Source organism: Marivibrio halodurans (assembly GCF_017963645.1).
In the GTDB taxonomy this organism is placed as follows: domain Bacteria; phylum Pseudomonadota; class Alphaproteobacteria; order UBA8366; family Aestuariispiraceae; genus Marivibrio; species Marivibrio halodurans.
In genome coordinates this window covers 424,145-437,596 of sequence record NZ_JAGMWN010000004.1, presented here as the reverse complement: position 1 = coordinate 437,596, position 13,452 = coordinate 424,145, and the positions used below count along the sequence as shown (strand labels likewise).

The following is a 13,452-nucleotide window of genomic DNA, read 5'->3' as shown; positions in this document are numbered from 1 at the left end:
GCGTCGGAGGACCATTCGGGGAGCAACGGTCTGCCGGACGGCTTCAGCTACACGATCGCGGATGCGGACGGGACGGAATCGACGGCGAGCCAGGGGATCACGGTGACGGACGGTGTTCCGGTCGCGGTGGACGACACGACGGTCACGGTCGAGGAAGGCGGCGCCGCGATCACGGGCGACGTGATGGCGAACGACGTCGAGGGTCCGGACGGGGCGACGCTGACGAGCTTCGGCTACACCGACGCGAACGGTCAGGCGCAGACGGCCAATGCCGGGTCGACGGTGACGACGGCGAACGGGTCGCTGACGGTGAATGGGGACGGGACGTGGAGCTTCACGCCGAACGCGAGCGTGGACAACACGAACGGGGCCGTTGTCGACGGCTTCAGCTACACGATCACGGACGGCGACGGGGACACGTCGACGGCGGAGCAGGCGATCGAGATCACGGACGGCGGCGATCCGGTCGCGCATGACGACGGCCCGGGGGCCGGCGACGGCGGGGCGAGCGTCGCGGAAGGCAGCAACAGCACGACCGGCAATGTCCTGACGAACGACGAGGGCGGCGCCGACGGCGGGCTGACGGTGACGGGCTTCACCTACACCGACGAGAATGGCGACGAGCAGTCGGCGTCGGCCGGGGATACGGTGAACACGCAATATGGCGAGCTGACCGTCAATGGCGACGGCACCTGGAGCTATACCTCGGACGCCAGCGAGGATCATTCGGGCGGCGATCTGCCGGACAACTTCACCTACACGGTGTCGGACGCCGACGGCTCGACGGACAGCGCGACGCAATACATCACCATCACGGACGGCGTTCCGAGCGCGGTGAACGACGATTTGGGCAGCGTGACCGAGGGCGATGGGACGCTCACCGGAAACCTGATGGCGAATGACAGCGAGGGGCCGGACGGCGCCACGGTCACGTCCTTCACGTACACGGATGCCAACGGTCAGGCTCAGACGGCCAGTGCCGGGTCGACGGTGACGACGCAGTACGGTTCGCTATCGGTCAATGCCAATGGGTCCTACAGCTTCACTGTCGACGCGGCCGTCGATCACAGCGGTGGTGACATGGTGAGCGAGAGCTTCACCTACACGCTGACCGATGCGGATGGGGACGAGAGCACGGCGTCCGCCACGATCGACATCGCCGACTCCGACGATCCGACCGCGGATGCGATCGCGGTCGACGGCACGGGTGTCGAGGATCAGTGGTTCGATGTGAGCGTCGACGCGACGCTGACGGCGGGCGATGGGGCGGCGAACGCCACCATCACGCTCTCGGGCGTGCCGTCCGGTGCGCAACTCAGCGCGGGCGTTGATCAGGGGAATGGCGTCTGGAGTCTCTCCCAGGGCGATCTGGACGGCCTGCAGATGCGGGCGCCGGAGGACTTCTCGGGCGAAATCGACCTGACGCTTTCCGTCACGGCCGAGGATGCCGACGGCGATAGCGCCACCGACAGCGAGAGCTTCACGGTGTTCGTCACGCCGGTCGTGGATCAGATCGATCTGACGACACAGGATGCGACGGCGACCTATAATGTCCCCACCATACCGCAGGGTGACGGGCTGGTCGGTGCGATCTACGACTTCAATCACGGCATCGGCAGTCTTGCCCAGGCCGACGCGGTCATGGATCAGGATCAGCCGTCGGTGTCCTTCACGTCCACGACCATCGACTATAATGGCGGCAGCACGATCCGGCAGTTCCTGGGTGACGACGGCGCGTCGGCGACCGGCAACGCGGATGCGCACGCGGACCAGTTCGTGGTGAACCTCAAGGGCTATGTCTATCTCGAGGCCGGGACGCACGACTTCACCAGCTACACGGATGACGGTTTCCGACTGCGGGTGAATGGCGAGGATGTCGTCACCCACGACATGAACAGCGCGGCGACGACCGAGACCGGCAGCCTGACCGTCTCGCAGGCCGGCTTCTACGAGATCGACGTGACCTACTGGGAGGACGGCGGCGACCAGACGCTGAAGCTGTCGATGGACGGCGAGACGATGGACAGCGACATGCTGTTCACCGAGGCGCCGGCAGGCTTCCCGGTCTTCGGTCCCGGAATCTCGGAGACCGGCACGGACGGCAATGACGTGATCGATGGCACCAGCGGCGACGATACGCTGATCGGCGGGGCCGGCGACGACACGATCGACGGGTCCGACGGTGATGATCATATCGAGGGTGATGGTGGTTCCGGCGACGGGGGCGGGGACGGTACCGTCCAGGTGGCGGAGCCGAGCACGGTCTTCCACAGCTCGTTCGAGCAACTGCCGGGCGACGTGCAGCAGTCGAACCCGTCCTATTTCGCCAATGCCATCGATGGTTGGACGACGACGTCCGATCGCGTCGAGATTTGGACCAACCAGATGGTGCGCGACCTGGGCAATCAGCCCGATGGCAAGACCAGCGCGGCCGACGGCAACAAGTTCATCGAGTTGAACGACGACTCGCAGGACAATTTCGCCGACGCCAACGGTGTCTACCGTGATGTCCAAACCGAGGCGGGACGGATCTACGAGCTGACCTTCAGCTATTCCGGGCGCCCCGGCTATGACGAGACGATCAACCAGTTCGAGGTGTCGGTCGACGGCGATGTGCTGGGTGAATACAGCCACGACATGTCGCAGGAGAACAACCATGACTGGCAGACGGTCACGGTCCGGTTCACCGGCAATGGCGAGACCATGCGGTTGATGTTCGAGGAGACCTCGGACAATGATCAGGACGGCGGTCGCGGCGTGTCGATCGACGACATCACGCTGGTCGATACCGGGCTTGAATATGATGATGGCGCGAGCGGCAGTCACGACGACTTCCTGGTCGGCGGCGCGGGCGATGACGTAATCGACGGCCAGCAGGGCGACGATGTGATCTATGGCGATCGCGCGCAGCCCGGGCAGCTCGCCGCCGGCACCTTCACGGCCGCTGTCATGATCTCGGTCGCGGACAATGATGTCGACGGCTCGGAGGTTCTGTCGGTCACGATCGGCGACGTGCCGGACGGCGCGGTGCTGACCAATTCGGCCGGCGACAGCTTCTCCGGCGCGGATTCCTTCACCCTGACCCCGGATCAGCTAGACGGGTTGCAGATCGAGGTGCCCGGCGGTACCGGAACCTTCGACCTCTCGGTGGACGTCACGTCGATCGATACCGATCCGGATCGCGGCACGACCGATACCGGCACGACATCTGGGTCGCTCACCATCGAGATCCCGGACGATGTCGGCGGCGGTGACGAAGGAAGCTATGACGACACGCTGACCGGCGGTTCCGGCGCGGATACGATCTTCGGCCAGCAGGGGGACGATATCCTCTACGGCGACGATCCGAACGCGCCCGCCGATGGTGGCGACACGGGCGGCGGCACGGGTGGCGGTACGGGTGCCGAGGCGGTCTTCCACTTCAAGATGGAGGACACGCACTGGGGCTCGAACGAGACGGTTACCGATGCGGTCAACGGCTTCACCGGCATCGCCAAGTACAATACCGGCGAGGCTTCCGGCCGGGAGGGCGAGGCCGCGCAGTTCGACGGCAATTGCGATGTCATCGAGGTACCGCACAACGCCGCGATGGAAGTCGAGCAGGGGACCTTCTCGCTCGACTTCATGGCCTGGAACAACGGTACCCTGGCCTCCAAGGACAGCTACGGCTACGACGACGGCGGTCACTTCAACATGGAGGTGAACAACAGTCGCCAGGTCGAGGTACGCATCCAGACCGAGGATGAGAGCTTTACCCTCCACGGTGGGAGCATCAATTACGAGAACTGGTACAACGCAACCGTCACCTGGGACGGCGATACGGTCACCCTCTATGTCAACGGCCAGGCGGTCGACAGCGTGGAGAGCGACTGGAATCCGTCGAACAACCAGAACCCCTGGACCTTTGGCGCCAGCCAATCCTATAGCGGCGATGATCAGGCCAATAACCTGAACAGCTATCTGCAGGGGCGGATAGACAACCCGGCGCTGTTCGACGGCGCGCTCTCGCCGAGCCAGGTGGCGGAGCTCTATCAGGAAGGGGCGAGCGAGTTCATCGACACCATGCCTGCCGGCGGCTCCGGTTCGACCGGCGGCGAGGAAGTCACCCTTCTCGAACATGACTTCGATGACGGCACGGGCGGCTTTACCTACTCGGACAACACCTTCCGGGGGACCAGCCAGGGCTATTACGCCGAGGGCGATGTGAAGAGCGACAAGATCGAGGTCACGCTCGGCGGCCAGAACAACGGTACCGTGAACAACATGTCCGGCGGGTTCTCCAAGACCTTCACGGTCGACGAGGCGACCAGCGATGGGCAGGTGACCTTCCAATACCGCATCGACATGTCGCACGAGTTCGAGCATGACGAATATTCCGAGGTGCTCATCAGCATCGACGGTCAGCTCTACGGCCTGAACGGCAACGACTATGTCGCCCGCCTGTCCGATGGCGGCGATACCGGTTGGCAGACGGTGACGATCGATATCGACGGTCTCCCGGCCGGCGATCACACGATCACGCTGGGCGGTTTCCTGAACAAGAAGACATCCTCGGACGAGAAGGTCGATATCGAGTTCAAGTCGGTCTCGGTTACCGGAACGACGGTGGTGACCGAGACGGGTCAGGATGGCGGTCAGGAGGGCGGCGAGGCCATCGCGCTCGACATCGACGGCATCAATATCGATCCGTCGAGCGTCGCCGCGAACTGGCAGCAATCCGGCGTCTCGCTTTCCGCGCATCGGGTCGATGGCTCCGGTCAATACACGGATGCGGAGTTCTCGACGAAGAACATCACCTTCTCGCTGGATGGCGACAACACGGACAACGGCGCGCTGCACGGGAACTACGCCTACTCGGGAATCTCCGTCGGCGGCGGTCTGGACAGCGGAGAGATCGACACCGGCGATGGCGACGACGATAATGGCGGCGAGGTTCTGCGCCTCGACTTCCAGACGCCGATGCAGCAGGTGACGGTCAAGCTGTCCGCGTTGTTCGACGGCGAGACCCAGCAGTCCGACGATCAATCGCCGTTCGATCATGGCTATCTTGAACAGGCGCGCTGGACCGCTTTCGGCGCGGACGGCGAGGAGTTGAGCGGCGTCATCGACGGCACGGTCAACGGCTTGGCCGAGCACACCATTCAGGCCGACTTCGATATCACGCGGGTGGAACTCTCCGCCGTGGATGATGGTGCGGGGAACTCCGGCAACAACTCCGACTTCCTGCTACAGGGCGTCAGCGGCGTGACCGCCGGGGCCGCCACCTTCGGCGCGGGGGCCAATGACGACTATCTGCATGGCGGGACCGGGAACGATCAGGTCCTCGGCATGGAAGGGAACGACGATGTGCGCGGCGGCGCGGACGACGACATCGTCGCAGGCGGCACCGGCAGCGACTGGATCATGGGCGGCAGCGACCATGGTTCGGCCGACTTCTCGGAAAGCCTGACGGTCACCTTCGACGGCACGAACGCAAGCTACTCCAACGCGGTCGGTTACTATGTGATGGACGATCAGGGGCGTCCGGAAAGCGGCGAGATCATCTGGTCGAACATCCATCAGACGGCCCAGGGCACGACCCATGAGATCGTGCTGGACGGCTTCTCCGCGGATGAGGTCGGCTTCTTCATCATCCCGGACGGCGCGAATCAGAACGGCAATCTCAGTAACGGCTTGTCGGTGACATTCGACCAGAACCAGGATGGTGATTTCGTCGCCGTCACCGATGGCGGCGTCACGTTGAACGGCCAGGACGCGCCGGCCTATTTCTCCGGCTCGGCCGACCTGAACCCGGATGGCGAGGTGCATATCCAGATCAACGAGGACGGGTCGATCGGCTTCGAGGATTTGATCGAGCAGAAGAGCGACCAGGACTTCGACGACGCGGTCTTCGATGTCGCCGGTCCGCATATGACGGTCACCGACTTCCAGGCGGGCGACCAGCTCTGGGGCGGCGAGCAGGGCGGTACCGGCGATGGCGAGCACGACGTGTTCTTCTACGCCAAGGGTGACGGGGTCGATACGATCAACGACTTCGAGATGGGCACCGATCAGCTCTTTATTTCCGGCTATGACGCGGACGATCTTTCGATCGTTCAGGATGGCGACGACACGGTCATCCGGCTGGGCGAAAGCGGCGATGCGATCAAGCTGGTCGGGGTCGACGCGGAAGCCTTCGGCGATGCCAGCAACATGGCGAGCTATGATGCGGACAAGAACACCGACGGTGTGCTCGACGCGGAGGAATTGGTCGACATGCAGCAGGATGTCATGGATGACGGTGGGTCGGCGCCGAAGCCGGACGACGCGGGGATCGTCTTCGTCGCGCCGGTGGAGCCGGGGCTCACCGACACCGGCGGTGGGGAGGAGCCGAGCGTCTAATCCGCCGGCGTTCTTTCCTCGGTGACGTTAAATCGGCGGGCGGCCGGTCCTACAGGATCGGCCGCTCTGTCGTTCGTTCATGCGGGTGCGTTCGTGCGAATGCGGGGCCGTTCGAACATGGTGACGTGAAAGCGGCCCGATGCTTGCATGGGCGTGACTGCCGGGGCATCGTTTCCTTGCGTGCCGATGCTGGCCGACCTGCCGACCCGGGTGGCATGTCTCCTGGGCGCGTCGGGTCGGCTGTGCTAGGATTCCTGCGACTCGGCGCGGTACGCCGGTTTTTCCCACCGCATTGGGCGCGTGAGCATGGCGAACGACGATAGAAACCGCCCCGGAGGGGCCGAGGACGGGGAGGAGGAAGACGACTCCCTCGAAGCGATCGCCGCGCGCGCGATGATGGAGGATTCACCCCGGCGTCCTCCGACCCGTGCGCCCGCCGCTCCCCGCGCGGGGGGCGGAGCGGGCGCGGCGCGGCGCGATGGGAGCGCCGGGCCGTCGGGGACATCCGGTTCTTCCGGTAAATCGCCTCCTTCGCGGGGGCGCCTGGTGGCGGGGGCCGAGGCGGTCGACCATATCCTGGGATCGGGGGCGAAATCGAACTCCGGCGCGCGCCCCCCGAAGCGACCGCCGGAGGAGACCCGCGACACCGGCGGGTCCCGTCAGGGGGGGACCTCACGTCCCACCCAACCGCCCAGGGCCGCGCCCGAGCGTTCCGGCACCGAGAGGCCCAGCCCCTCGGCCGCCGCGGCGGCGAAAACGGGGGCGGGGCGTCGCCCGCCGTCCATCGCCTCGAAACCGCAGGCGGCTGGCCAAGCGTCACCGGACCAGCAGCGCCCGCACCCGGAAGGCCGGTTGGCCCGGCCCGCGAAGAAGGGGGGCGCGCGTGCGGATGCGCCGCGTCCGATTTCCGCGCCGGCGCCGATGCCAAGTGCCCGCGACGCGGAGACGGAGGAGGATACATCCTTCGATTTCGAGATTCCGGCACGCCCTCGCGCGGATGCCGATCCGCGTGAGATGCTCGTCGGCGGAACCTCGGAGCCGTCGGCCGCCGCATCGGGCGCGCGCGCCGATCGGGAGGACCTCGATGGACCCGGCTGGGATACAAGCCCTTTCGAGCCGGAAACGCGTGAATCCGCCGCCACGGACAGCGTCGTTACCGATGGGGGGGAGGACGCGACCGGGGACGGGAGCACGACGCGAGCGCGTCCGGATTCCCTGGACGCGCCGGCGCGGCGCGCGGGCGTGACCCAGGGGCGGCCAACAGAGGAGCGGCCCCGGGACGGCGATCTTCTCGACCCGAGAGAGGCAGAGGGCGCGCCGGCGCGGGAGAAGACCCCGTCGCGCGATCCCGATGCGGGCAGCGGCGAGCGAGACCTCCTTTCCGAACGAAACCTGAAGGAATATCTCGAGGCACTCGGCGCCGGTGCCGCGCGGAACGAGACCCCGCCGGAGGGGCGCGGGCGCGAAGGCGAACGATCCGAAATGCCCAAGGCCGAGGATCGGGCGGTGGACGCGTATGGCGACCGGGAGGATGGCGGCGGGGAAGACGGCGGCGGGGAAGACGGCTCGGGGGATGAGGCGCGCGCCGAGAAAGCCCGGCGCAATTGGCATATCAAACCGAGCCCTGGCACCAAGGACGATCCGCTGCTGGGATCGTTGACGATCCTGTGCACCTTGCTCGACCGGAATATCTCTGCCGAGGGGCTGACCTCCGGCCTGCCGTTGGTCGACGGCATGCTGACGCCGGAATTGTTCGTGCGCGCGGCTCAGCGCGCCGGCGTTTCCGCGCGCCTGGTCCGACGGCCGCTGGACGGCATCGGCAAGCTTGCGCTGCCTTGCGTGCTGTTGCTCGACAATCAGCGCGCCTGCGTTCTGACGCATCTGAAGCGTTCGGAGGGCAAGGCCACCATCATCCTGCCGGAAATGGGCGCGGGCGCCCGCGACGTCGATTACCAGGAACTGGCGCAGGATTATGTCGGCTATGCGCTCTTCGCGCGGCCGGAATTCCAATATGACCAACGGGCGCAGGAAACCCGCATCGCCGATCCCAAGGGCTGGTTCTGGGGCACGATCTTCGGCTCCTGGAAGCTCTATGTCGAGGTGATGATCGCCGCGATCATGATCAACGCCTTCGTGATCGCGAATCCGCTCTTCGTCATGAATGTCTATGACCGCGTGGTGCCGAATTTCGCCGAGGAGACCCTGTGGGTCCTCGCGATCGGCATCCTGATCGTCTATGCCTTCGACTTCCTGTTGAAGCTGCTGCGGGCCTATCTGGTCGATGTGGCGGGGAAGACGGCGGATACGCGCATCGCCTCGCGTCTCTTCCAGCATATGCTGGGGATGAAGATGGCGAACCGGCCGCCATCGGCCGGCGGTCTCGCCAACCAGTTGCGCGAGTTCGAGCATCTGCGCGAGTTCTTCACGTCCTCGACCATGACGTCGCTGATCGATCTGCCCTTCATCTTCCTGTTTCTGGCGATCATCTCGGTGATCGGAACCTGGAAAATCGTGGTCATCCCGGCTTTTATCGTCTTTATCACGGTGATTGTCGGCATGTTGATGCAGATTCCGATGCAGCGCGTGGTGCGCGAGACGCATCGTGAAAGCCAGCAGAAGAACGCCATCCTGATCGAGGCCATCAGCGGCGTCGAGACGATCAAGGCCACGGGGTCCGAGGGGCGCATGCAGCGCGCCTGGGAGACCTTCGTCGACAAGACCGCGCGCTCGGCCATGCTGGCGCATCGATGGTCCAGTCTGGCGATGACCTTTTCCGGCTCGATGATGCAGATGGTGACGGTCGCCGTCGTCGTGGTCGGGGTCTATGAGATCCAGGAAGGCAATATGACGACGGGCGCGCTGGTCGCCTGCACGATCCTGTCGGGTCGCGCCTTGGCCCCGCTCTCCCAAATCGCGGGCATCGCCACCCGGTTTCACCAGTCGCGGCAGGCGCTGCACGCGTTGGACGGCATGATGAAGACGCCGGTGGAGCGCCCGGAAGGACGGTCCTTCGTCACCCGGCCCAGCTTCAACGGCAATATCGAGTTCAAGAACGTCTCCTTCACCTATCCGGAGGCGAAGACCCAGGCGCTGAACGACGTTACCTTCAAGATCGAGGCGGGCGAGAAGATCGGCGTGATCGGCCGCATCGGCTCCGGTAAATCCACGTTGGAGCGGCTGATCCTCGGCCTCTACGACCCGGACGAGGGGTCGGTCCTGGTGGACGGTACCGATACCCGTCAGGTCGATCCGGCGGATCTGCGGCGCGCGATCGGCGTGGTGCCCCAGGACGTCTATCTTTTCTGGGGCACGGTGCGCGAGAATATCGCGCTCGGCGCGCCCTATGCCGACGATCAGACGATTCTGCGCGCCGCGCGGATCGCCGGCGTGGACGAGTTCATCTCGCGCCATCCGCTCGGCCTCGACATGCCGGTGGGCGAGCGCGGGGCGTCGCTCTCCGGCGGTCAGCGTCAGGCGATCTCGGTGGCGCGCGCGCTGTTGCTCGACCCGCCCATGCTGGTGCTGGACGAACCGACGAGCGCGATGGACAATACCACCGAGGCCCGGTTCAAGGCGCGTCTCGGCACCATACTCGCCAACAAGACCTTGATCCTGGTGACGCACCGGGGCTCGCTTCTGAGCTTGGTGGACCGGCTGATCGTCATGGATGGCGGGCGCATCGTGGCCGACGGGCCGAAGGATATCGTGATGGAGGCGCTCAATGCGGGGCGTATCCAGACGGCGCGTACCTGACCGACCGTCGTGGGGCGGGCGGAAACGGACGCGTAACGGATCGGACGAGAGATGACCACCGGACGCTGGGAAGACGAAATCGCCGATATCGAGGAGGGCCGGGGTCCCGGCCGTGGGGCCAGCCGCGTCGCGCATGTCATGCTGTTCGCGGTGGGCGCCTTCTTCGTCACCTTCCTGCTCTGGGCGCATAATGCAACGTTGGAGGAGGTGACACGCGGCGAGGGCAAGATCGTCCCGTCCGGCCAGACCAAGACCGTCCAGCATTTCGAGGGCGGCATCATCACCGAAATCCTGGTCGAGGAAGGCGAGGTCGTGCAGGAGGGCACGGTGTTGATGCGGATCGAGAACCGTTCCGCCGAGGCGCAGCTTTCCGAAAAGCTCAAGGTCTTCCGCAATCTGCGCGCCAAGGCGGTCCGTCTCTCGGCGGAGGCGCAAGGGATGCAAAGTCTCTCCTTCCCCGAGGAATTGCGCCAGACCTCGCCCGAGGTCGTTCGGAACGAGCAATTGCTGTTCGAATCCCGCCGCCAGCAGTTCCAGCAGCAAATCAGCATCCTGGAGGATCAGCGGACCCAGAAACGTCAGGAATTGCAGGAGCTCAACGCCAAGGTCACGCAGGCGAAGGAGGCTCTGTCGCTTGCCCAGCAGGAGGAGGCGCTGACGCGCCCACTGGTGGAACAGGGGGCCTCCTCGCGCATCGAATTGCTGCGGATCGAGCAGAAGCTGCAGGAGCTTCGCAGCGAGATCCAGAGCGTCGAGCTTGCCATTCCGCGCACGCGCAGCGCGATCAGCGAGGCCGAGCGACGGATCGAGGAAAAGCGCACCACCTTCCGCACCGAGGCGCAGCAGGAGCTCAATGAAGTGCGGGTCGAGGCGACGCGCGTGCAGGAGGAGATCGAGGCCGGCGTCGACCGGGCGGAGCGAACCGAGGTGCGCTCGCCGGTGCGCGGCACGGTCAACAAGCTCGTCATCAACACGTTGGGTGGTGTGGTCCGCGCCGGCGACCCAGTGGCGGAGATCGTCCCGCTCGGTGATAATCTGGTGGTCGAGGCACGGATCAAGCCGTCGGATCGCGCGCAACTCTATCGCGGTTTGCCGGCCACGGTGAAGGTCAGCGCCTACGACTATTCCGTCTATGGCGGCCTGGATGCCGAATTGATCGATATCAGCGCCGACACGCTCGTCGACGAGGAGGGCGCCAGCTATTACCGTATCCGTCTGCGCACGACGCAGAACAGCCTGGGCGAGGACAAGCCGATCATTCCCGGCATGACGGCGACCGTCGATATCCTGACCGGGGAGAAGACCGTTCTTCAATATCTCCTGAAGCCGATCATCAAGGCGAAGCAGAACGCGTTGCGCGAAAAATAAGAAGACGCGCGCCTGCCGCGTGTCCAATCAAGGGAAGGGGCGCCGTCTTGCGCGATCCGCTCAATTGCTTCATCGATCCCGACCTCGCGATCGACGGCGCGGCCGAGGGGCCGCTTGCCGGCACGACCTTCGCGATGAAGGATCTTTTCAATATCCAGGGGCGGGTCAGCCATTGCGGTAACCCCGATTGGGGGCGCACGCATCCGCCCGCCAATCGCAATGCGCCGGTGGTCGACCGGTTGCTGTCGGCGGGCGCCGACCTGCGCGGGAAGACGCATACGGACGAGCTCGCCTATTCCATAAACGGCGAGAATCCGCATTACGGCACGCCACAGAATCCGAACGCCATCGGCCGCATTCCGGGCGGGTCGTCCAGCGGATCGGCGTCCGCCGTGGCGGGTGGGCTGGCCGATTTCTCGCTGGGGACGGATACCGGCGGCTCGGTCCGGGTGCCCGCCAGTTTCTGCGGTCTCTTCGGCATTCGGCCGACGCATGGGCGCATCGCCCTGGAAGGGGTGATGCCGCTTGCCCCCAGTTTCGACACGATCGGCTGGTTCGCGCGCGATCCGGCATTGTTCCATCGCGTCGGCAAGGTCTTGATCGAGGACTATGCGCCGGATGAGAGTCGACCGGCGCGCCTGATCGTACCAAGCGATATCTGGGCGCTATGCGATCCCGGCACGAAGGCGGCGCTGGCCCATGCCATGCGGGCCTTGGAAGGGCGTTTCGGCGCGCCGGAGGAGGTTCTTCTCGCCCCGGATGGCCTGAAGCCCTGGTTCATGCCCTTCCGGATCGCGCAAGGTTGGGAAATCCATCGCGCGCACAAGGATTGGATCGCCGAATTCAACCCGCGCTTCGGACCCGGCGTGGCGGAGCGCATGGAGTGGATCGCGACGTTGAGCGACGCCGACCGGGCGGAGGCAGAGAGGGTTCGCGCCCAGGTGCGTGCGCGCTTCGTGGAGCTTCTGACGGGCGATAGCCTGATCGTCATTCCGACCGCGCCCGGTCCCGCCCCGGAGGTGGGTCGGAGCGCGGAGGCATTGGAGAGTTTCCGCTATCGCGTGCTTCAGAACTCCGGCATGACGCCGCTTTCCGGCAATCCGCAGGTCAGCCTGCCGGTCGGCCGGTTGGAGGGCATGCCCGTCGGCCTGTCCCTGATTGCCGCACATGGGCGCGACGAATGGCTGCTGCATCTGGCGGAAAGCCTGTGCGGCGAGGCCCATTCCGGGCTGGCGGAGATCGCGTAGGGAGGGTTGGAATGGGGCGGTGAAGAGGGGGGTGCCCCTTCCCGGCCCTATTCCTCGTACTGAATCAGCGATTCGAAGGGCACGCCCAATTCGTCCCGGCCGCCCAGCCCGGTCAGTTCGATGATGCAGGCCGCGCCGGCGACCTCGCCGCCGACCTTGCGGACCAGATCGACGGAGGCCGCCATCGTCCCGCCGGTCGCCATCAGGTCGTCCAGGATGACGACACGCTCGCCCGGGGTGATCGCATCCGCCTGGATTTCCACGGTGTCGGTGCCGTATTCCAGTTCATAGACATAGCTGACGGTCTCGCCCGGCAACTTGCCGCGCTTGCGAACCATGGTGAAACCGAGCCCCAGTTCGAGCGCCAGCGGCGCGGCGGTCAGGAAGCCGCGCGATTCGATGCCGACCAGCTTCTGCGGCTTCCAGGGGCGGACCTTCTCCGCCAATTGCTCCACGCAGGCGCGCCACGCCGCATTGTGCGCGAGCAGCGTCGAGATATCGTAGAACAGGATGCCCGGCTTCGGGAAATCCGGGATCGTGCGGATATGTTGCTTGAGGTCCATGAGCGCGTCTAATCTTCCGATCGTTTCAGGGTAAAGCCGGAGCGTAGCGAGTGTCGCGGCGTGCGGCAACGGCGCTCCCTTACCATGACCCGCGCGCGACCGGCGCGCGGGTGGGTGACAGGACAGGGGCCGGATCGCCG

The 13,452-nt window shown here is 65.4% G+C and carries 5 protein-coding genes; 4 read left to right on the top strand and 1 reads right to left on the bottom strand.

The genetic code is table 11. From position 1 onward, the window contains the following. From KAJ83_RS11255 to KAJ83_RS11240, 4 genes are all read left to right on the top strand, one after another. Window positions 1–6,381 (top strand): Ig-like domain-containing protein (locus KAJ83_RS11255; RefSeq protein WP_210682162.1); only part of this gene is annotated, 6,381 nt, incomplete at its 5' end. Between the two features lie 921 nt (window positions 6,382–7,302). Further along, window positions 7,303–10,134: a type I secretion system permease/ATPase gene (locus KAJ83_RS11250; RefSeq protein ID WP_210682161.1), complete on the top strand. Its 2,832-nt coding sequence runs from the start codon at window positions 7,303–7,305 to the stop codon at window positions 10,132–10,134. 51 nt (window positions 10,135–10,185) lie between these two features. After that, window positions 10,186–11,502 carry an HlyD family type I secretion periplasmic adaptor subunit gene (locus KAJ83_RS11245; RefSeq protein ID WP_210682160.1) on the top strand — a complete coding sequence of 439 codons (1,317 nt, stop codon included), beginning with the start codon at window positions 10,186–10,188 and terminating at the stop codon, window positions 11,500–11,502. Window positions 11,503–11,549: 47 nt separating this feature from the next. Further along, window positions 11,550–12,749, top strand: a complete 1,200-nt coding sequence (locus KAJ83_RS11240; protein ID WP_210682159.1) for an amidase — start codon at window positions 11,550–11,552, stop codon at window positions 12,747–12,749. A 47-nt stretch (window positions 12,750–12,796) separates the two neighbouring features. Here the strand turns inward: KAJ83_RS11240 and KAJ83_RS11235 are convergent, their stop codons facing one another. After that, window positions 12,797–13,312: an adenine phosphoribosyltransferase gene (locus KAJ83_RS11235; RefSeq protein ID WP_210682158.1), complete on the bottom strand. Its 516-nt coding sequence runs from the start codon at window positions 13,310–13,312 to the stop codon at window positions 12,797–12,799. Window positions 13,313–13,452: the final 140 nt, after the last annotated feature.